This window comes from Streptomyces sp. NPDC093089 (assembly GCF_044754405.1).
In the GTDB taxonomy this organism is placed as follows: Bacteria; Actinomycetota; Actinomycetes; order Streptomycetales; family Streptomycetaceae; genus Streptomyces.
In genome coordinates this window covers 367,149-388,215 of the sequence record NZ_JBIVPA010000005.1, presented here as the reverse complement: position 1 = coordinate 388,215, position 21,067 = coordinate 367,149, and the positions used below count along the sequence as shown (strand labels likewise).

Here is a 21,067-nt window from a genome sequence, read left to right as displayed (position 1 = left end):
TGCTCACATCGATGGCCTGCCCTGAAGTTTAGAGCTGGCCGCCGACGAAGACGGTGAGGTCGACGAGACGGTTGGAGTAGCCCCACTCGTTGTCGTACCAGCCGAGGATCTTGACCGTGTTGCCTTCCTGGACCATGGTCAGGGAGGCGTCGAAGGTGCAGGACGCCGGGTCGCTGACGATGTCCGAGGAGACGATCGGGTCCTCGGTGTAGAAGAGGATGCCCTTGAGGTCGCCGTCGTCGGCGGCCTTCTTGAACGCGGCGTTGACCTCGTCCTTGGTGACCTCGCGGTCGAGGGTGACGACCAGGTCGGTGGCGGAGCCGGTCGGGACCGGAACGCGCATGGCGATGCCGTCCAGCTTGCCCTTGAGCTGCGGGAGGACCAGGGCGGTGGCCTTGGCGGCACCCGTCGTGGTCGGGATGATGTTCTCCGCGGCGGCGCGGGCGCGGCGCAGGTCCTTGTGCGGGAAGTCCAGGATGCGCTGGTCGTTGGTGTACGCGTGGACCGTGGTCATCAGGCCCTTGACGATGCCGAAGTTCTCGTCGAGGACCTTCGCCATCGGGGCGACGCAGTTGGTGGTGCAGGACGCGTTCGAGATGACGTTGTGCTGCGCCGCGTCGTACTTGTCCTGGTTGACGCCCATGACGATGGTGATGTCCTCGTCGGTGGCCGGAGCCGAGATGAGGACCTTCTTGGCGCCGCCGGCGATGTGCTTCTCGGCGTCGGCCTTCTTCGTGAAGATGCCGGTCGACTCGATGACGATGTCGACGCCCAGGTCGCCCCAGGGGATGTCGGCCGGGTCGCGCTCGGACAGCACCTTGATGGTGTGGCCGTCGACGGTGATGGTGTCGGCGGTGTGGGTGACCTCGGCCTTGAGGCGTCCCAGGATGGTGTCGTACTTCAGCAGGTGTGCGGTGGTCGCGGTGTCACCCAGGTCGTTGACAGCCACGATCTCGATGTCGGCACCCTGCTCAAGGAGCGCGCGGAAGTAGTTCCGGCCGATGCGGCCAAAGCCGTTGATGCCTACGCGGATCGTCACGAACCGATCTCCTCGTTAGGTACGCCGGTGTTCTCGACGCCGGCGAGATTTTGTTTTTTGGGATGTCCCCGACCGCTTACGACCCTACCCCCCCAGGGGCCCGCCAGTGACATCGCGCGCAGTCGGACGTGCCCGGAAAGTGAGGAAAAACAGCTGACGGCCCGTACCTACCAACGGGTACGGGCCGCCATGGGACCTTTGTCCCCACTACTCTCCGTCAGCGGCGGAGCACCGCGAGGGCGCGGCCGACGAGGCGCGCCCGGTCGGTCTCGCCGGGCACGTGCTCCAGGCCGAAGCCGAGGAGGACGGTGTCCCGGGTGGTGACCGCGGCCTGGGAGTGGAAGAGCGCCGCGGAGCGCGTCCAGTCGGCGGCGTTGCCGGGGCTGCCGGCCGGGGCGCCGGGCACGGTCCAGGCGCCGAAGGCGGTCTCGAAGCCCTCCGCCTCGGTGGTGGACCCGATGACGAGCCGGGTGTCGTCGACGAAGGCGCCCGTCTCGCCCGTACCGGGGTCGGAGACGTACGAGACGGAGAGCTCGACCCGCTTGCCGGCCCAGGCGCTCAGGTCGACGGAGGCCTGGCGCCAGCCGTTGGAGGGGCCGGTGAAGGCGTTCCAGGAGCCGGTGGTGCCGGTGGACGCGCAGCCGTCCTCGCCGACGGTGAGGTAGTGGGCGAGGAAGGGGTGGCCGCGGACGTAGTAGCCCTCGCCGCAGTCGGCCGGGGGCTCGCTGGACGTGCCGCCGTTGCGGTCGGGCAGGGTCGTCCAGTCGTCCTGGCCGACGGTGTGGGCCTCGACGACGAGGTTGTCGTAGCCGGGCTCGGTGTCGTAGCTGACCTGGAAGTCGAGGCGGGGCTGCTGCGCGGCCGTAACGCCGGTGAGGTCGACGGTCCTGGCGAGGCGGGCCCAGGTGTCGTCGGCGTGCTTGACGGCGGCGAACGACGCGCCCTCGGCGGGCTCGAACGGGGTCCGGATGCCCGGGTAGTCACCCGCGGCGGCGCTGCTCGCGAACTGCGGGAACTCCTTCGGCTTCAGGGTGTCCGAAGTGACCGTGTACGCGCCCGCGTTGTCGAGCGGGTTGTCGGCGGCCGCGCCGAGGCCCGCGCCGGTGCCGGCGAGGGCGCGGGTGCCGGTGAAGGCGGGCGGGGTCTTGAGGCCCGCGCGGTGGTACGCGCCGAGGTAGTACTGGGCGAAGTCGTTGGACTCGGCCCGGCCGATCTGGGTGAGCCCGCCGGACTTCTCGCCGGCGTTGACGAGCTTGCCGCCCTCGTTCAGGTAGCTCCGGACGGCGAGCTGGGTGGGCCCGGAGGGCCGCTCGGCGCCGGTGTACCAGACGACGGTGCGGAAGTGGGAGAGGACGCCGAGGGCGTCCGGGGCGCCCTGGGTGGCGACGTCCCAGACGGCGGCGGAACGGCCGTTGTCGGCCAGCGCCTCGACGTACGCGGCGGTGTGCCGGGCTGCGGTGGTCCCGCCCTCGTCGGCGAGGACGAGCACGTCGCCGCGGGGGCGTTCGGCCACCTTGTAGGTGAAGGGGGCGGAGGAGGTGGCCTTGCCCTCCCGGGTGCGGGCGGTGAACCAGACCTCGACGGAGTCGCCGGGGCGGGCGCCCTCGACCTCGGCGCGGTACTCGTCGAAGTAGACGTTGTCCTCGCCGCCGAAGGTCTCGCCGCCCTGCCAGGCGTCGAGCTCCTCGCCGTGGGTGCGGCCGCCGTTGATCCGGTACTTCAGGGTCTTGCCGCGCAGCGACTTGCGCGCGGTGACCGCGACCTCCTGCTCCCCGCCGCGGGCGTAGGAGGTGGCGAAGGACTTGGGGGTGAAGTCGGGGGCTTCGATGCCGACCGGGGAGACGGGCCGGTCCGGGTGGGCGGCGCTCTCGGCGACGGCGAGCGCGAAGGGGATGTTCTTCGCGAACTCGGCCTGGATCAGCTTCTCGTCGTCAGGGAAGGTGAAGACGGAGGCGCAGTCGGCCGGGTTCCAGGCGTCGTTCGGGTCGACCCGGGAGGCGGTGGCGCAGGTCGACATCTCCGGGGTGAACATCTGCATCCCGTTGACGTTGGCGGCGTGTCCGTCCGCCTCGCCGTTGGTGATGTACAGCTCCGAGGAGACCTGCGGCCGGTAGCCGGGCACGGCCGACTTCTGCGGGGTGCCGGCGAGGGCCTTGAGGGCCACGTCGTCGGGGGTGTCGGTGGCGACCTGCCAGCCGACGCCGTAGAGCAGGAGCTGGGCGGCCGAGTGGTAGTTGATGCCGTACGCGAAGCCGATCCGCTTCTGGAAGGCGTCGATGGCCCTGGTCTCGGGCTCCGACATGGGGCCCTTGCCGCGGAAGGTCTCGTCGGCCGGGTCGGGGGACGAACCCTCGTTGTCGTAACCCCACTTGTAGGCGAAGTTGCGGTTGAGGTCGACACCGTCGCCGGGGGCGATCCGCCCGTCGCCGTCGTTGTCGCGGAGGTTCTTGCGCCACTGCCGGTTCTCCGGGTCGGCGTGCGTGAAGTCGTAGCCGTCCGGGTTGGCGGAGAGCACGAACCACAGCTCGGTCGAGTCGACGATCCGGGTGATCCGCTCGTCCTTGCCGTAGCCGTCGAGGTAGTGGTGGAGCAGCCGCCGGGTCATCTCCGGCGTGATCCACTCGCGCGCGTGCTGGTTCGACAGGTACAGCGTGGCGGGCTTGGAGCCGTCCTTGGCGCGCTGGGCGCCCTTGCTCACCTTGAGGGCGAGGATGTCCTGGCCCTTCACGGTCTTGCCGAGGGAGACGACCTTGGTGATCCCGGGGTTGGCCCGGGCGGTGTCCAGGATCTCCTGCTTGAGGCCGTTCGGACCTCCGTACGGGCGGAAGACGCCGTCCCCCGCGGCGGCGACCCGCTTCTCGGCCTGGGCGGTCAGGTGGTGCTCGGCGAGCTCGACGCCCTGCCCGCGCAGCTGCCCGGCCTGCCGGCCGGTGAGGAAGAGCTCGACCGTCGCGGAGCCCTTCGCGGGCACCTGCTCGGTGAGTTCGTGGGCGTCGGCGCCGGCGTCGAGGAGCAGGGGCACCTGCTCCTTGGTGACCACCGCGCGCCACACGGACAGGGCGTCGCCGCCGTCCCGGTCGTCCGGCTGCGCTCCGGCGACGGGTGCCGCCGCCACTCCCGCGATCAGCAGTGAAGCCGCGGCGAGGATCGATCTCGCTCTGCGTCTCATGAGCCCCCCTTGCTGTTGTCTGCCACGAAGGTGAACAGACGCCAGGCTCATGGGCGCCCATGGGCCTGTCAAGGGTGCCTCGCGGGGGTACGGAAAAGCTGCCGGCGCCTCAGAAAGGCACCGGCAGCGTGGAGTTCACCGTTCCGTACGGGTGATCGATCCGATCAGCCGACCAGGCTGTCGTCGAGCTCCTCGGTCAGGTTGGACTCGGTCCCGGGGATGCCCAGGTCCTGTGCCCGCTTGTCGGCCATCGCGAGCAGCCGGCGGATCCGGCCGGCCACCGCGTCCTTCGTCAGCGGCGGGTCGGCCAGCGCGCCCAGCTCCTCCAGGGAAGCCTGCTTGTGCTCCATGCGGAGCCGGCCGGCCGCGGCCAGGTGCTCGGGCACCTCCTCCGCGAGGATCTCCAGCGCGCGCTGCACCCGGGCGCCCGCGGCGACCGCCGCGCGGGCCGAACGGCGCAGGTTGGCGTCGTCGAAGTTGGCCAGGCGGTTGGCGGTGGCGCGGACCTCGCGCCGCATCCGCCGCTCCTCCCAGGCGAGCACCGACTCGTGCGCGCCGAGCCGGGTCAGCAGGGCGCCGATCGCGTCGCCGTCGCGGACGACGACCCGGTCCACCCCCCGCACCTCGCGGGCCTTCGCCGCGATCGAGAGCCGGCGCGCCGCCCCGACCAGGGCGAGAGCCGCCTCGGGCCCGGGGCAGGTGACCTCCAGGGAGGAGGACCGGCCGGGCTCCGTCAGCGAGCCGTGCGCCAGGAAGGCGCCCCGCCAGGCCGCCTCGGCGTCACAGGTGGCACCGGAGACCACCTGCGGCGGGAGGCCCCGGATGGGACGGCCGCGGCCGTCCACGAGGCCCGTCTGGCGGGCCAGCTGGTCGCCGCCGGCCACCACCCGCACCACGAAGCGCGAGCCGCGCCGCAGCCCGCCGGGGGCCATCACGATCAGCTCGGAGCTGTGCCCGAAGATCTCCAGGATGTCGCGCTTGAGGCGGCGGGCCGCCATCGCCGTGTCCAGCTCCGCCTCGATCACGATGCGGCCGCTCACCAGGTGCAGCCCGCCCGCGAACCGCAGGATCGACGAGACCTCTGCCTTCCTGCAGCAGGTCCGGGTGACGGGAAGCCGGGAGATCTCGTCCTTCACCGCTGCCGTCATCGCCATGGGCCGATCCTTCCATGCATCCGAAAAATACGGTCGTACGCGGCGGCCAACAGCTCCGGGTCATGCTTCGCGGAGCCGTCGGGCCCGGCCACCGGCGCCAGCTCGACCGCGGCACCGAGCCGCTTGGCGGCATCGGCGAGGGACTCGCGGTCGGGCACGGCCGCCTCGTCGGCGAGCACCACGTCCAGGGCGAGTTTAGGGGCGTGTCGTCCCAAAACCTCCAAATGACGCTGCGGGGAGAAGCCCTCTGTTTCTCCGGGCTGCGGCGCGAGGTTCAGCGAGAGCACCTTCCGGGCCTTCGTCTCGACCAGGGCGTCGAGGAGTTCCGGGACGAGGAGGTGCGGGATCACGGACGAGAACCAGGAACCCGGGCCCAGCACCACCCAGTCCGCGTCGAGGACCGCGGCGACCGCCTCGGGCACGGCGGGCGGGTCGTGCGGCACCAGGTGCACGGACTGCACCTCGCCCGGGGTGAGCGCCACCGTCGCCTGCCCGGCCACGGTGTCCACGTCGTCCGGCCGCTCCGGATCGTGGCCCTTGACCAGGGCCTGGAGCTCCAGGGGCACCGAGGACATGGGCAGCACACGGCCCTGGGCGCCGAGCAGCCGCCCCACCAGGTCCAGGGCCTGGACGGGGTCGCCGAGCTGCTCCCAGAGGGCCACGATCAACAGGTTGCCGACGGCGTGGCCGTTGATCTCGCCCTTGGACTGGAAGCGGTGCTGGATCACCCGGGCCCAGGTCTGGCCCCAGTCGTCGTCCCCGCAGAGCGCGGCGAGCGCCTTGCGCAGGTCGCCCGGCGGCAGCACGCCGAGCTCCTCCCGGAGCCGGCCGCTGGAGCCCCCGTCGTCGGCGACGGTCACGACGGCGGTGAGGTCGTCGCCGGTGATCCGGCGCAGCGCGGCGAGGGACGCGGAGAGGCCCATGCCGCCGCCCAGTGCGACGACCTTGGGCTGGGTGCCGCGCCTGCGGAGCGTACGCCGCACCGAGAGGGTGGACGTACGCCGGCGGTACGGCTTCACTCGCGCCCCATGTCCCGGTGGACGACGACGGTCTCTACCCCTTCGGCCGCCAGGCGGGCGGCGAGCCGCTCGGCGGTGGCCACGGAGCGGTGCTTGCCGCCGGTGCAGCCCACGGCGACGGTGACGTACCGCTTGCCCTCGCGGCGGTAGCCCGCGGCGATCAGCTGGAGCAGCTCCGTGTAGCGGTCGAGGAACTCCTTGGCGCCGGGCTGGTTGTAGACGTAGTTCGACACCTCCTCGTTGAGGCCGGTGAAGGGGCGCAGCTCGGGGACCCAGTGCGGGTTCGGCAGGAAGCGCATGTCGACGACGAGGTCGGCGTCGACCGGCAGGCCGTACTTGAAGCCGAAGGACATCACGGTGGCCCGCAGCTCGGGCTCCTCGTCGCCCGCGAACTGGGCGTCCATCTTGGCGCGCAGCTCGTGCACGTTGAGGCTGGAGGTGTCGATCACCAGGTCGGCGTCGCCGCGCAGCTCGCGCAGCAGGTCGCGCTCGGCGGCGATGCCGTCGGTGATGCGGCCGTCGCCCTGGAGCGGGTGCGGCCTGCGGACCGACTCGAAGCGCCGGACGAGGGCGTCGTCGGACGACTCCAGGAAGACGATCCGGCGGGTGACCTGCTTGGCGTCGAGGTCGGCCAGGGACTCCCTGAGGTTGTCGAAGAACTGCCGGCCGCGGACGTCCACGACGACGGCGATCCGGGCGACGTTGCCCTGGGAGCGGGCGCCGAGCTCCACCATGGTGGGGATCAGCGCGGGCGGCAGATTGTCCACGACGAACCAGCCGAGGTCCTCCAGGCACTTCGCCGCGGTGGACCGGCCGGCTCCGGACATGCCGGAGATGATCACCAGCTCGGGAATGGCCGCCTCGGCGCCGCTGTCGCCGGGGGTCTCCTTCGTGCCCGTACTCACGTGTCCTGCTCCGTCTTCTCGGTCGTGCTGGTCGTGCGGTTCGTTCCGGTCCTGCTCGTGCGCGGTCATGCCGTGCCGCCCCCGTCGTCTTCCATGATCTCTCCTGTCGCCGTGTTCACGGCGGGTGCGGCCGGAGCCGCCGCTGCGAGGGCCACGACGACCGCCTCCGCGGTCTTCCGGCCCATGCCGGGGACCTCGCAGATCTGCTCGATTGTCGCCTGCCGGAGCCGCTTCACCGAGCCGAAATGCTTGATCAACGCCTGTTTCCGGGTCTCGCCGAGCCCCGCGACCGCGTCAAGGGGGCTGGTCCGGATGCGTTTCGTCCGCTTGGAGCGCTGATAGCGGATGGCGAAGTCGTGAGCCGTGTCACGTACCCGCTGGAGCAGATACAGGCCCTCGCTGGACCGCGGCAGCACCACCGGGTCGTCGTCGCCGGGCAGCCACACCTCCTCCAGGCGCTTGGCCAGCCCGCACACCGCGATGTCGTCGATGCCCAGCTCGTCGAGGGCGCGGCGGGCCGCGGCGACCTGCGGCTGCCCGCCGTCGACCACCACCAGCTGCGGCGGGTACGCGAAGCGCTTCGGCCGCCCGTCGTCCTCGGCCGGCACCTCCCCGCCGCCCGGCACCTCTCCGTCGCCGTCGCCGACCGGCCCCCACTCCCCCGTCCGGTCCTTCTCGGCCAGGTAGCGCTTGAAGCGGCGGCTGATCACCTCGTGCATGGACCGGACGTCGTCCTGGCCCTCGAAGCCCTTGATCTGGAAGCGGCGGTACTCGCTCTTGCGGGGCAGCCCGTCCTCGAAGACCACCATCGAGGCCACCACGTCCTCGCCCTGCAGGTGCGAGATGTCGAAGCACTCGATCCGCAGCGGCGCCGACTCCAGGTCCAGGGCCTCGGCGATCTCCTCCAGGGCCCGGGAGCGCGTCGTCAGGTCGCTGGCGCGCTTCGTCTTGTGCAGCACCAGCGCCTGCTGGGCGTTGCGCGCGACCGTCTCCATCAGGTCCTTCTTGTCACCGCGCTGCGGGACCCGCAGCGAGACGTTGGACCCGCGGCGGCCCGACAGCCACGCGGTCACCGCCGCCGTGTCCTCGGGCAGCGCCGGGACCAGGACCTCCTTGGGGACCGCCTCGCCGCTCTCCTCGCCGTACAGCTGCTGGAGCGCGTGCTCCACGAGACCCGCCGTGTCGACGGCCTCGACCTTGTCGGTGACCCAGCCGCGCTGGCCGCGGACGCGTCCGCCGCGGACGTGGAAGATCTGGACGGCGGCCTCCAGCTCGTCCTCCGCCAGGGCGATCAGGTCGGCGTCCGTGGCGTCGGCGAGGACGACGGCGCTCTTCTCCATGGCCCGGCGCAGCGCCTCTATGTCGTCCCGCAGCCGCGCGGCCTTCTCGTACTCCATGTCCTCGGCCGCGATCGTCATCTGCTTCTCGAGCCTGCGGATGTACGTGCCGGTCCGGCCGGCCATGAAGTCGCAGAAATCCTCGGCCAGTTCGCGGTGCTCCTCGGGCGACACCCGCCCGACGCAGGGCGCCGCGCACTTCCCGATGTAGCCCAGCAGGCACGGCCGGCCCGCCGACGCGGCGTTCCGGAACACCCCGGCCGAGCACGTGCGGACCGGGAACACCCGCAGCATCAGGTCGACCGTCTCGCGGATCGCCCACGCGTGCCCGTACGGCCCGAAGTACCGCACGCCCTTCTTCTTCTGGCCGCGCATCACCTGGACCCGCGGGAACTCCTCGTTCAGCGTCACCGCGAGGTACGGGTAGCTCTTGTCGTCCCGGTACTTCACGTTGAACCGGGGGTCGAACTCCTTGATCCAGGTGTACTCCAGCTGGAGCGCCTCGACCTCGGTCGACACCACCGTCCACTCCACGGACGCGGCGGTCGTCACCATCGTCGCCGTCCGCGGGTGCAGGCTCGTCAGCGGCTGGAAGTAGTTCGCCAGCCGCTGGCGCAACGACTTCGCCTTGCCCACGTAGATCACCCTGCGGTGCTCGTCGCGGAACTTGTAGACCCCCGGCTCGTCGGGGATCTCACCCGGCTTGGGGCGGTAGCTGGAGGGGTCTGCCATACCCCCCACCCTACTGTCGCCCACCGACACTCCGGCCGGGCTCGCTCGTTGGCGAGGCATGGCGAATCATGGTGCGGAAACGGCACGGGGACGGCTCGCGGACCGGGTGTGCGTGATCACGGGCGCGGCGAGCGGCATCGGGCGGGCGACGGCGGAACGGTTCCTCCGCGAAGGGGCCCGCGTCGTGGCCGCCGACCGCGACGCGGAACGCCTCGCGACGCTGGAGGGAGTCGTCCCGGTGACCGGCGACGTCTCCCGCCCCGACGACGCCCGGCGCATGATCGCCACCGCCGTCGAACGGTTCGGCCGGCTCGACGTCCTCGTCGCCAACGCCGGCGTCATCCCGCTGCTCTCCGTCACCGAGGCCGAGGCGTCCGACTTCGACGAGGTCATGGCCGTCGACGGCCGCGGCATGTTCCTCACCTGCAAATACGCGATCGAGGCCATGCTCGTCTCCGGCGGCGGCGCCATCGTCTGCACCTCGTCCATCTCCGGCGTGGCCGGACAGGCCCGGCAGGCCGTCTACGGCCCCGCGAAGTTCGTCGCCTCCGGACTGACCAAGCACCTCGCCGTGGAATGGGCCGAGCGCGGAATCCGCGTGAACGCGGTCGCCCCGGGGACCATCGAGACCGAACGCGTCGCCGCCGCGCGGCACGAGCCCGGCGGGCCCGAGTACCTCGCGGACGTCGTCCGCGCCCACCCCATGGCACGCTTCGGCACCCCCGACGAGGTCGCCTCCGCCATCCTCTTCCTCGCCTCCGACGAAGCCTCCTTCATCACCGGCGCCGTCCTCCCCGTAGACGGCGGCTACCTGGCCCACTGACCCCAGCCCTTCGCGCCCGCGGCGGGTGGGCATCCGGGATGGGCCCGCGCCGGGTGAGCCTCCCGGGCGGGCTCATCCCGGCCCACCCCCGTGTGGGCCCGCGCCACCCGTGCCAGCAGGCGTGTGGCCCGCACGCCGGCCGTTGGCCCACCCGGACCGGACAGAGGTGCGGCTCCCGGCCACGGGGGGACCACCCCGTGGGGTGAAGGCCTACAGCGGGGTGGGCCGGGCCGGCGGGGTGGAGGGCCGCAAACGGGGCGGGCAAAGGGTGGGCCCGCCACGGGGGCCGGTGGGGGCGGCTCCGTGGCGGGCGGGTCGGCAGGGCAGGAGGTCAGGTCCTGGAGGTGCGGCGGCGTAGGGCGACGGCGGCTGCGAGGCCGCCGGCCACGACCGCTCCCGCACCCGCAGCGGCGGCCCCGGCGGAGAGGTCGGGCGCCGCGGCGGCTCCGGCGGGCGCGGACGCCGCGACAGCTCCGGCGGGCGCGGACGGGGCGGCTCCGTAGCCGCCCGCCGCGCCCTTCCGGGCGTAGCCGGAGCCGGGCAGCTTGTCGGCGTAGGCGCGCGCGACCCGGTCGCGGTACGCGGCGAGGGTGGTGCCGCCGCGGCCGACGGCCCGTGTCGCGTCCTCGTCGAGCGGGAGGACCTTGGCGCCCTTCTGGACGTACCAGGCGTCGATCTGGGGCTCGCGGAAGACGAGGCCGCCGGGCAGGAGGCGGGCGCCCTGTTCGGCGTAGCGGATCTCGTCGTCGCCCGTGGCGATGTTGACGACCTGCCAGCCGTCCGGCTGCTCGACCGTCCAGAGGGAGGCGGTCCGGCCGTCGGCGGCCACGGCGCGGGTGGCGCGGAACTCGACGCGGGCGACGGGCGCGCCGGGCTTCCCGGCGACGAAGTCCGGGGAGAGGACGCTCACCGGGACGGAGGCGCCGTCGACGCGTGGGGCGCCGGCGGAGCGGGCGAGGGCGCCGTCCATGCCCGGGGCGGCGGAGCCGGCACGGGTGCCGTCCGTGCCCGGGGTGCGGGCGGCGTCGCGGGCGAAGAAGCGGGTCAGGGTGTCCAGGGTGGCCGGTGCGGAGGCGGCCTGTTCCGGGGTGGGCGCGGGCGGGGGGCCGGCGGCGAAGGCCGGGGCGGCTCCGAGGGCGAGGAGGGTGGTGAGGGCGGCGGTGAGGAGGCCGGTGGCCGTGGCTCGTGCGGTCATCGTCGTCACGCCCCGATCCGGTAGAGCGAGTGGGTCCAGGAGAACGAGTTGTTGTTGACGTACCAGGAGTGCGAGGCCCAGTTGTACCGGTCGCTGGAGGGCCAGGGGTCGCCCCAGTAGACCCAGCTGCCGGAGTCGTCGTAGCCGTACACCACGTGCATGTGGCCGCCGCCGCCGGCCCACTGGATCCGGGTCTCGACGGGCCGGTTCGCGTTGATCTCGGTCTGGACGGTGGAGTAGCGGAGCCAGCCGTCGACGTACGACCCGGGGTTGATGCCGGCCCAGCTCAGGCCGGTCTGGACGTTGCCGAGTGTGGCCTGCGAGTTGGGGCAGTCGTAGCCCTGCCGGCGGTTGAAGGCGGCGTTGCAGAACTGGTTCTGGCTGTAGTTGCGGCCGAACCAGGTGGCGATGGTGTTGCCGCCGGCGGCCCAGCACCAGTTGGTCTTCTGCTGGGCCTGCATGGTGATGTTCAGCCGCTTGGAGGCGAGGGCGGAGACGTCCTCGCCGGTGGGGGCGGCGGAGGCGGAGGCGGTGGGGACGAGGAAGAGGGCGGCTGCGGCGAGAGCCGCGAGGGACAGTCTTCTGCTGCGCATCGCGTTCCTCCCATGGCGGGGGGTGGGGATGTGGGGAGTGGAGGAGCGCGTCCGGACGCTGGTCAGGAGCATGTTCCGTTGTCGGGAGCGGGTCAACACGCTTCAATGCGGGGTGACATCGGACTGTGAACGGTGTGACCCGGGTGTGAACGGACGCCCTCGGCCCACCTGCCCGCCCACCCCACGCGGCGCGACGGTCCGCATCCCCGTCGTGAACGTTCACTGAGGAGTCCTCGTGGGCCACACCGAGGCCGATCTGGTGCAGCTGCTGCACACCGGCCCCTTCCATCTGGCGCTGCGCACGGCCTTCGCGGTGCGCGGGCTGCCGCTCCAGCGGGTCCAGCACCATCTCGCGCACCGGGGTGTCAGGGTCGGGGTGACGAGTCTGAGCTACTGGCAGCAGGGGGCCCGCCGTCCGCAGCGGCCGGAGTCCCTGAAGGCGGTGCGCGCCCTGGAGGAGGTGCTCCAGCTGCCGGGGAACTCGCTCCTGCGGCTCCTGACGGAGGACGCGGCGGCCCGGTCCGAGGGGGAGCGCCCGGCGGCCCGCTCGTACCGCTCGCTGGTGGAGGCGTCCGGCGCGGTCGAGGAGCTGCTCGCGGGCCTCGACGTGCCGGCGGACGGAGGGCTGCACACGGTGGGGCACCACGAGCGGGTGCGGATCGGGGCGGGGCGGGAGCTGCTCGGGCGGGAGTCGGAGCACGTGGTGCGGGCGCACCGGAACGGTGTCGACCGCTACCTCGCCATCCATCACGGGGATCCGGGCTGCGACCCGTCCCGGGTGGCCGTGCTGGCGGTGGAGAACTGCCGCACGGGGCGGGTGCGGTGGCATGCCGGGACGGGCGTCCTGGTCGCGGAGCTGCTCTTCGACGCGCGGCTGCGCGCCGGGGACACGTACCTCTTCTCGTACGGCTTCGAGGACGGCACGGCGGGGCCGAGCGGGGAGTACGTGCGCGGGTTCAGCTTCGCGGGCGGTCAGTACGTGCTGCAGGTCCGCTTCGACGAGGCCGCGCTTCCGGCGCGCTGCCGGAGGTTCGCGCAGGCCTCCGCGGGCGCGCCGCGCGGGGGCCGTGCGGAGCTGACCCTGAGCGGCCGGCACCGCACGGTGCACCTGGTGGAGCAGGGTGTGCGCCCGGGGATCCTGGGGATCGACTGGGACTGGGCGTGAGTGCCCGGCTCAGGCCCGGGGCGCCTCGGGGCCGGCGACGAGGGCGCCGTCCTCGACGCGGATCGGGACCTCGGGCAGCGGGACGGTGGCCGGGCCGCGGAGCGCCTTGCCGGTCGTGACGTCGAAGCGGCTGCCGTGGCAGGGGCAGTTGCCCTCGTTCTCCTCGACCTTGTCGAGGACGCAGCCGGCGTGGGTGCACTGGGCGCTGAACGCCTTGTACTGGCCCTTGGCCGGGCAGCTCACCACGAGCCGCTGCTCGCGGTAGAGCTTGGCCCCGCCGACCGGCACCTCGTCCGGGGCGCCGAGCCGGACCGGCGCGGTCGGGGTGGGGACCTCGGCGTGGCCGAGCTTCGACTCGGTGGAGCAGGCGGCGACTCCCAGCCCTGCGGCACCGGCGAGGGCCGCGCCCTTCAGTACGGTGCGACGGCTGGACTGGCCGGACATGAGCGCTCCACGGTGAGATCGGGGACAACACACCCCAAGGGGTGACCCGACCGACGATACCGGCGTCCTCCGGCTGCCCTGCGCCCGCCCCTGACCCGGCCGGCGGACGCCAGTGGGCAGCAGGCGAGCAACAGACGGCAGCGGACGGCGGGGAGGTGACCGGCGGCAGGCTGAGGCAGCCGCGGGGAGGGCAGGGCGGGGCCCCGGGTGGGGCCCCGCCCTGCCGTCACGCCTTGCGGGCCCGGGCGGTCGCCTTCTTGGCGGTGGCCTTGGTGGCCGCCGCCTTCGTGGCCGTCGCCTTGGCCGGGGCGGCGGTCTTCTTGGCGGGGGCCTTCTTCGCCGCCGTCTTCTTCGCACCGCGCGCCGCGGGAACGGTCACGCCGGCGTCGCTGATCCGGTCGGCGCCGAGGATCTCGCGGAGGAACTTGCCGGTGTGGCTCGCCGGGACGGAGGCGACCTCCTCCGGCGTGCCCTCGGCGATGACCAGGCCGCCGCCGCTGCCGCCTTCGGGGCCCATGTCGATGACCCAGTCCGCGGTCTTGATGACGTCGAGGTTGTGCTCGATGACGATCACCGAGTTGCCCTTGTCGACCAGGTTGGAGAGGACCTTGATCAGCTTCGAGATGTCCTCGAAGTGCAGACCGGTGGTCGGCTCGTCCAGGACGTAGACCGTGCGGCCCGTCGAGCGCTTCTGCAGCTCGGAGGCGAGCTTGACGCGCTGCGCCTCGCCGCCGGAGAGCGTCGGCGCGGACTGGCCGAGCCGGACGTATCCGAGGCCGACCTCGTTGAGCGTGCGCAGGTGCCGGGCGATGGTCGGGACGGCCTCGAAGAAGTCGAGGGCCTCCTCGATCGGCATGTCCAGGACCTCGGCGATGGACTTGCCCTTGTAGTGGACCTCCAGGGTCTCCCGGTTGTACCGGTCGCCGTGGCAGACCTCGCACGGGACGTAGACGTCCGGGAGGAAGTTCATCTCGATCTTGATGGTGCCGTCGCCGGAGCAGTTCTCGCAGCGGCCGCCCTTGACGTTGAAGGAGAAGCGGCCGGGCAGGTAGCCCCGGACCTTGGCCTCCATCGTCTCGGCGAAGAGCTTGCGGACGTGGTCGAAGACACCGGTGTACGTCGCCGGGTTCGACCGCGGCGTGCGGCCGATCGGGGACTGGTCGACGTGCACGACCTTGTCGACGAGGTCGTCGCCGTCCACGCGCGTGTGGCGTCCGGGCACCGACTTGGCGCCGTTGAGCTCGCGCGCCAGGTGGGTGTAGAGGATGTCGTTGACCAGGGTCGACTTGCCGGAGCCGGAGACTCCGGTGACGGCGGTGAGGACGCCGAGCGGGAAGGAGACGTCGATGTCCCGCAGGTTGTTCTCGCGGGCCCCGTGCACGGTGAGCCGGCGCGCGGGGTCCATGGGGCGGCGGATGTCCGGGGTGGCGATCGACCGGCGGCCGGACAGGTACTGCCCGGTCATCGACTCCTCGTTGGCGAGGAGCTCCTTCAGGGAGCCGGAGTGGACGACCTTGCCGCCGTGCTCGCCTGCGCCGGGGCCGATGTCGACGACCCAGTCCGCGACCTTGATGGTGTCCTCGTCGTGCTCGACGACGATGAGCGTGTTGCCCATGTCGCGGAGCCGGACCAGGGTCTCGATGAGCCGGTGGTTGTCGCGCTGGTGGAGGCCGATGGACGGCTCGTCGAGCACGTAGAGCACGCCGACCAGGCCGGAGCCGATCTGGGTGGCGAGCCGGATGCGCTGGGCCTCGCCGCCGGAGAGGGTGCCCGCGGCCCGGTTGAGCGAGAGGTAGTCGAGGCCGACGTCGACGAGGAAGCGCAGCCGCTCGTTGACCTCCTTGAGGACCCGCTCGGCGATCTTCTTGTCGCGGGCGCTGAGCGTCAGCCGGGCGAGGAACTCGGCGCAGTCGCTGATGGACATCGCGGAGACCTCGGCGATGGACCGGTCCATGACCGTGACCGCGAGGACGATCGGCTTGAGGCGGCTGCCCTCGCAGGTGGGGCAAGGCACCTCGCGCATGTAGCCCTCGAAGCGCTCGCGGCTGGAGTCGCTCTCGGCCTCGGTGTGGCGCCGCTTGACGAAGGAGACGGCACCCTCGAAGGCGGGGGTGGTGTAGGCCCGCTCGCGCCCGTACCGGTTGCGGTAGCGGACCTCGACCTGGGTCTTGTGGCCGTACATCAGGGCCTTCTTGGCGCGCTGCGGCAGTCCCGCGTACGGGATGTCCGTACGGAAGCCGAGGGCCTGGGAGAGTCCGCCGATGAGCCGGCCGAAGTACTCCTTGGTGTGGCCGTGCGACCAGGGGTGGATGGCGCCCTCGTCGAGGGACTTGTCCTCGTCGGGGACGACCAGCTCGGGGTCGACCTCCATGCGGGTGCCGATGCCGGTGCAGTCGGGGCAGGCACCGAAGGGCGAGTTGAAGGAGAAGGAGCGCGGCTCCAGCTCCTCGAAGGACAGGTCGTCGTACGGGCAGTAGAGGTGCTCCGAGTACATCCGCTCGCGCTCGGGGTCGTCCTCGGGGAGGTCGACGAAGTCGAGCACGACCATGCCGCCGGAGAGTCCGAGCGCGGTCTCGACGGAGTCGGTGAGCCGGCGCTTGGCGCTGTCCTTCACGGTGAGGCGGTCGACGACCACCTCGATCGTGTGCTTCTCCTGCTTCTTCAGCGTCGGCGGCTCGCTCAGCTGCACGGTCACGCCGTCGACCCGGGCGCGGCTGTAGCCCTTGGTCTGGAGGTCGGCGAAGAGGTCGACGAACTCGCCCTTCCGCTCGCGCACGAGCGGCGAGAGGACCTGGAAGCGGCTGCCCTCGGGCAGCTCCAGGACCTTGTCGACGATGGCCTGCGGCGACTGGCGGGAGATCGGGCGGCGGCACTCGGGGCAGTGCGGCTTGCCGATGCGGGCGAAGAGCAGCCGGAGGTAGTCGTAGACCTCCGTGATGGTGCCGACCGTCGAGCGCGGGTTGCGCGAGGTCGACTTCTGGTCGATGGAGACGGCGGGCGACAGACCTTCGATGAAGTCGACGTCCGGCTTGTCCATCTGGCCGAGGAACTGCCGGGCGTACGAGGAGAGCGACTCGACGTACCGGCGCTGCCCCTCGGCGAAGATCGTGTCGAACGCGAGGGAGGACTTGCCCGATCCCGAGAGCCCGGTGAAGACGATGAGGGAGTCACGCGGGAGGTCGAGCGAGACGTTCTTGAGGTTGTGCTCGCGAGCGCCACGGACGATGAGACGGTCGGCCACGCCGGTCCGCACCTTTCTTCAGAGAGCGGATGTGCCTGACACACCCAACAACCAAGGATGCCGGATGCTTCCGTCGAGCCTATAGCACGCACATTCGATTTCCGGCCGCTCGCAGACCGCTTCACCCGAACGAGTGGCGGCGCCGAGGTGCCGAGCCCTCGAAGACCTGGCCGGACCGGTGCGCCACCCCCTAGGGTCGGCGCCATGATCGACCACGAACTCGACCTTGCCTCCGTCCGCGAAGCGACCGACCGGCTGATCGCCGACGTCGCCTCATGGGACAACGCGTCGACGGCCGAGCCGTCACGGCTTCCCGGCTGGACACGCGGCCACGTGCTCGCCCACCTCTCCCGCAACGCCGACGCTCTGGTCAACGTCCTCCAGGGCCGGCCCATGTACGCGGACGCCGCGACCCGCGACGCCGACATCGAGCGCGACTCCGCCCGCCCCCTCGACGTCCACCTCGCCGACCTGCGCGAGTCCGCCGACCGCTTCCAGGCCGCGGGCGCCGAGCCCGCCGACTGGGCCCGCACGGTCGAGCTCCGCAACGGCGTCACCGACAGCGCCTCCCGGATCCCCTTCCGCCGCTGGGTGGAGGTCGCCCTGCACCACGTCGACCTCGGCGTCGGCTACGAGCTGGAGGACCTGCCGGAGGAGTTCGTCCTGCGGGAGATCGACTTCCTGGCGGAGCGGTTCTCTGGCCACAAGGACGTGCCCTCGACCGCCGTCCGCGCCGACGAGGGCCGCATCTGGACCCAGGGCGGAGGACTGCAGGAAGGCGGCATCTGGACGACCGGCGGAGGCGCCGAGGGAGCTCCCCTGGTCGTCTCCGGCTCCGCGCCCGAGCTCCTCGGATGGCTCGCGGGCCGCCGCGACGGCTCCGCGCTGAAGGTCGAGGGAGGCTCCCTGCCCGCGCTCCCCGCGCTGTAGCCGCCACCATCACTCCCCGGGGCTAGTCTGAGCCCATGACGTACAGCGGAGTGGTGAAGGTCGGCGGAGCTGCGGACGTGCACGAGCTGACGGACCTGATGATCTCGAAGGTCGCGGTCGGTCCGATGGACAACAACGCGTACCTGCTGCGCTGCCGGGCGACCGGCGAGCAGCTGCTCATCGACGCGGCGAACGACGCGGACACGCTCCTCACGCTGATCGGTGACGACGGCATCACGGCCGTCGTCACCACCCACCGGCACGGCGACCACTGGCAGGCGCTCGCCGACGTGGTCGCGGCGACCGGAGCCCGGACGTACGCGGGCGCGTACGACGTGGAGGGCATCCCGGTCGCGACGGACGTGCCCGTCGAGGACGGCGACACGATCCGGGTGGGCCGGGTCGAGCTGACCGCCCGCCACCTGGTCGGGCACACCCCGGGCTCGATCGCCCTGGTCTACGACGACCCGCACGGGCACCCCCACGTCTTCACCGGCGACTGCCTGTTCCCCGGCGGGGTGGGCAACACCTGGAAGGACCCGGGGGCCTTCCAGAGCCTCATCCAGGACGTGGAGACCAAGCTCTTCGGCGTCCTGCCGGACGAGTCCTGGGTCTACCCGGGCCACGGCAAGGACACCACGCTCGGTGACGAGCGCCCGCACCTCGCGGAGTGGCGCGAGCGCGGCTGGTGACGCCCGGCGCGCGGCCCCGGAGCTGCGCGCCTCCGCACGCCCCCGTAACCCGGGCGGCGGCGGGGTAGTTGGCGCGACATGCCCCACAGTCACCCTCAGTCGCCACCCGCCTCCCCCGCCGTCCCGGACGCGGCGAAGCCCCCGGCCCCGTCGATGGGGCGGCTCGCCGCGGCCTCGCTCGTCGGCACCGCCATCGAGTTCTTCGACTTCTTCGTCTACGGGACGGCGGCGGCCCTCGTCCTGGGTCCGCTGTTCTTCCCGACCTTCTCCCCGCTCGCCGGGACCCTGGCCGCCTTCGGCACCTTCGCCGCCGGCTTCCTGGCCCGGCCGCTGGGCTCGGTCCTCTTCGGCCACGTCGGCGACCGCTACGGGCGGCGGCCGGTCCTCTTCGCTTCGCTGCTCCTGACCGGCTGCGCCACGGTCGCGGTCGGCTGCGTCCCCACGTACGCGACGCTCGGCATCGCCGCCCCCGTGCTGCTGCTCGTGCTCCGCTTCCTCCAGGGCCTGGGGCTCGGCGGCGAGTGGGGCGGGGCCGTGCTGCTGACCGCCGAGCACGCCCCGGAGCACCGGCGGGCCCTGTGGTCGAGCTTCCCGCAGGTCGGTCCGGCGATCGGCTTCCTGCTCGCGAACGGGGTGACGCTGGCGCTCACGGCCGGGCTCGGCGAGGCGGAGTTCCGCGCCTGGGGCTGGCGGGTGCCGTTCTGGGCCGCCGGGGTGCTCGCGGCGGCCGGACTGCTGCTGCGCACGTCGCTGGCCGAGACCCCGCAGTTCGAAGAGCTGTCCGCGTCCGGGCGGCGCGCGGGCGCCCCGCTGGCCGAGGTGGCGCGCGACCACTGGCGCCTGGTGCTGTTGACGGCGGGGGCGCTCGCGGTCGGGTACGCGGTCTTCTACACGGTCTCGACCTGGGCGCTGGCCTACGGCACCGAGCGGCTCGGGGTGAGCGGCACGGTGATGCTGACCTGTGTGATGGCGGCGGTGGCGATCAAGGGCGCGGCCACTCCGTTCGTGGCGCTGCTCGCCGACCGCTGGGGCCGCCGGCCGCTGTGCCTGGCGGGGTGCGCGGCCTCGGCGCTGTGGATGTTCCCGATGGTGGCGCTGCTGCACACCGCGCGGCCGTTCCTGATGTTCCTCGGGTTCCTGGGCTCGCTGCTGGCCTTCATCACGATGTTCGCGGTGGTCGCCGCGTACCTGCCGGAGCTGTACGAGCCCCGGGTCCGCTGCACGGGCGCCGCCGTCGGCTACAACCTGGCCGGCGTCCTCGGCGGGGCCCTCACGCCCCTCGTCGCCACGGCCCTCTCGGACGGCGGCTCCGGTCCGCCCTGGGGTGTGGCGGCGTATCTGACGCTGGTGGCCCTCGTCAGTCTGGCCTGCTTCGCCCTGCTGCCGGAGACGCTGCCGGGGCGGTCGCGCCCGGAGGCGGAGGAGGCCGTGCCCGCCTGACCGGAGAACGGCGACGGCCGGCCCCGGGACGCTGTCCCGGGGCCGGCCGTCGCCGTGTGTGCCGCGTCAGGCGCCGATGCTGTCCTTCTCGGCGCCGTCGGCGACGGCCACGCTCTCGGCGGCCTCGCGCTGGGCCTGCTTCTTGGAGGCGATCAGGCTGGTGATCGTGGTGATGACCAGGACGCCGCCGATGACCGCGAGGGAGACCGGGATGGAGATCTCGGGGACGTGGACCCCGGACTCGTGCAGGGCGTGCAGCACCAGCTTGACGCCGATGAAGCCGAGGATCACCGACAGGCCGTAGCTGAGGTGGACCAGCTTCTTGAGCAGGCCGCCGATCAGGAAGTACAGCTGCCGCAGACCCATGAGGGCGAAGGCGTTGGCGGTGAAGACGATGTACGGGTCCTGGGTGAGGCCGAAGATCGCCGGGATGGAGTCGAGGGCGAAGAGGATGTCGGTGGTGCCGATGGCGAGCATGACGATCATCAGCGGGGTCAGCACCCGCTTGCCGTTGTTGACGATGAAGAGCTTGGTGCCGTGGTACCGGTCGGCGACACCGAACTTCTTCTCGACGGTCTTGAGGAGGCGGTTCTCCTCCCAGTCGTCCTCGTCCTCGTCGGCGCGGGCCTCCTGGATGAGCTTCCAGGCGGTGTAGATCAGGAACGCGCCGAAGATGTAGAAGACCCAGGAGAAGCTCGCGATGATCGCGGCACCGGCGGCGATGAAGATCGCGCGGAGCACCAGGGCGATCAGCACGCCCACGAGCAGCACGCGCTGCTGGAGGTGCGAGGGGACCGCGAACTTCGCCATGATCAGGACGAAGACGAAGAGGTTGTCGACGCTGAGCGACTTCTCGGTGATGTAGCCGGCGAAGAACTCTCCGGCGGCCTGGCTGTTGCCGAAGACCAGCAGGCCGACGCCGAACAGCGCGGCGAGCACGATCCAGACGACCGTCCAGATGCCGGCTTCCTTGACCGACACGTCATGGGGCTTGCGCCCGATGAAGAAGTCGGCACCGATCAGGGCACCCAGACCGAGAATGGTCAGGACCCACAGGGTCATTGAAACGTCCACTGCGCCTCCGGCGTCGTACGGCTACTTGATCAGCGTCGTCGCTGCCGGAGGTCTCTTCCACCCGTGCGACGGACCGTCGCAGCCGGGCCGACGCCCCGGGATCGGATCACCGAGG

General features: G+C 72.0%; 16 protein-coding genes. 5 read left to right on the top strand and 11 right to left on the bottom strand.

Annotation, left to right across the window (positions count from 1 at the left end):
- Positions 1–28: 28 nt before the first annotated feature.
- The 6 genes from gap to uvrC all read right to left on the bottom strand — a co-directional run bounded on the left by gap (position 29) and on the right by uvrC (position 9,355).
- On the bottom strand, positions 29–1,039 hold the full coding sequence (gene gap / locus ACIQFX_RS14425; protein ID WP_402462451.1) for a type I glyceraldehyde-3-phosphate dehydrogenase: 1,011 nt from the start codon (positions 1,037–1,039) through the stop codon (positions 29–31).
- Positions 1,040–1,256: 217 nt separating this feature from the next.
- Complete coding sequence (locus ACIQFX_RS14420; RefSeq protein WP_402462448.1) at positions 1,257–4,208, bottom strand: M14 family zinc carboxypeptidase; 2,952 nt, start codon at positions 4,206–4,208, stop codon at positions 1,257–1,259.
- A gap of 164 nt (positions 4,209–4,372) precedes the next feature.
- Positions 4,373–5,362: a DNA-binding protein WhiA gene (gene whiA / locus ACIQFX_RS14415; RefSeq protein WP_017238652.1), complete on the bottom strand. Its 990-nt coding sequence runs from the start codon at positions 5,360–5,362 to the stop codon at positions 4,373–4,375.
- On the bottom strand, positions 5,353–6,381 hold the full coding sequence (gene yvcK, locus ACIQFX_RS14410) for a uridine diphosphate-N-acetylglucosamine-binding protein YvcK (RefSeq protein ID WP_402462444.1): 1,029 nt from the start codon (positions 6,379–6,381) through the stop codon (positions 5,353–5,355). The genes whiA and yvcK overlap by 10 nt, the downstream gene beginning before the upstream one ends.
- Positions 6,378–7,355, bottom strand: a complete 978-nt coding sequence (gene rapZ / locus ACIQFX_RS14405) for an RNase adapter RapZ (protein WP_402462441.1) — start codon at positions 7,353–7,355, stop codon at positions 6,378–6,380. The genes yvcK and rapZ overlap by 4 nt, the downstream gene beginning before the upstream one ends.
- On the bottom strand, positions 7,352–9,355 hold the full coding sequence (uvrC, locus tag ACIQFX_RS14400) for an excinuclease ABC subunit UvrC (protein ID WP_402462438.1): 2,004 nt from the start codon (positions 9,353–9,355) through the stop codon (positions 7,352–7,354). Before uvrC ends, rapZ begins: the two co-directional genes overlap by 4 nt.
- A gap of 58 nt (positions 9,356–9,413) precedes the next feature.
- Here uvrC and ACIQFX_RS14395 point away from each other — a divergent pair, with 58 nt between their 5' ends.
- Positions 9,414–10,178: an SDR family NAD(P)-dependent oxidoreductase gene (locus ACIQFX_RS14395; protein WP_402462435.1), complete on the top strand. Its 765-nt coding sequence runs from the start codon at positions 9,414–9,416 to the stop codon at positions 10,176–10,178.
- Positions 10,179–10,509: 331 nt separating this feature from the next.
- On the opposite strand, the gene ACIQFX_RS14390 is transcribed toward ACIQFX_RS14395, so the two are convergent.
- Positions 10,510–11,382 carry a hypothetical protein gene (locus ACIQFX_RS14390; RefSeq protein ID WP_402462432.1) on the bottom strand — a complete coding sequence of 291 codons (873 nt, stop codon included), beginning with the start codon at positions 11,380–11,382 and terminating at the stop codon, positions 10,510–10,512.
- Positions 11,379–11,966, bottom strand: a complete 588-nt coding sequence (locus tag ACIQFX_RS14385; RefSeq protein ID WP_402462430.1) for a papain-like cysteine protease family protein — start codon at positions 11,964–11,966, stop codon at positions 11,379–11,381. Before ACIQFX_RS14385 ends, ACIQFX_RS14390 begins: the two co-directional genes overlap by 4 nt.
- A gap of 235 nt (positions 11,967–12,201) precedes the next feature.
- On the opposite strand from ACIQFX_RS14385, the gene ACIQFX_RS14380 reads away from it, so the two are divergent.
- Positions 12,202–13,131, top strand: a complete 930-nt coding sequence (locus ACIQFX_RS14380) for a hypothetical protein (protein WP_402462427.1) — start codon at positions 12,202–12,204, stop codon at positions 13,129–13,131.
- A gap of 9 nt (positions 13,132–13,140) precedes the next feature.
- Here the strand turns inward: ACIQFX_RS14380 and ACIQFX_RS14375 are convergent, their stop codons facing one another.
- Entirely contained in the window at positions 13,141–13,575 is a 435-nt protein-coding gene (locus tag ACIQFX_RS14375) for a Rieske (2Fe-2S) protein (RefSeq protein WP_402462424.1), read from the bottom strand.
- 226 nt (positions 13,576–13,801) lie between these two features.
- Positions 13,802–16,816: an excinuclease ABC subunit UvrA gene (uvrA, locus tag ACIQFX_RS14370; RefSeq protein WP_402462421.1), complete on the bottom strand. Its 3,015-nt coding sequence runs from the start codon at positions 16,814–16,816 to the stop codon at positions 13,802–13,804.
- Between the two features lie 204 nt (positions 16,817–17,020).
- Between uvrA and ACIQFX_RS14365 the strand changes: the two genes are divergently transcribed.
- From ACIQFX_RS14365 to ACIQFX_RS14355, 3 genes are all read left to right on the top strand, one after another.
- Positions 17,021–17,746, top strand: coding sequence for a maleylpyruvate isomerase family mycothiol-dependent enzyme (locus ACIQFX_RS14365; protein ID WP_402462418.1), 726 nt, complete (start codon positions 17,021–17,023; stop codon positions 17,744–17,746).
- 35 nt (positions 17,747–17,781) lie between these two features.
- Positions 17,782–18,438 carry an MBL fold metallo-hydrolase gene (locus ACIQFX_RS14360; protein ID WP_402462416.1) on the top strand — a complete coding sequence of 219 codons (657 nt, stop codon included), beginning with the start codon at positions 17,782–17,784 and terminating at the stop codon, positions 18,436–18,438.
- 153 nt (positions 18,439–18,591) lie between these two features.
- Entirely contained in the window at positions 18,592–19,878 is a 1,287-nt protein-coding gene (locus ACIQFX_RS14355) for an MFS transporter (protein WP_402462856.1), read from the top strand.
- Positions 19,879–19,944: 66 nt separating this feature from the next.
- Here ACIQFX_RS14355 and ACIQFX_RS14350 read toward each other — a convergent pair whose 3' ends face one another.
- Entirely contained in the window at positions 19,945–20,940 is a 996-nt protein-coding gene (locus ACIQFX_RS14350) for a TerC family protein (RefSeq protein WP_402462413.1), read from the bottom strand.
- Between the last annotated feature and the right edge of the window lie 127 nt (positions 20,941–21,067).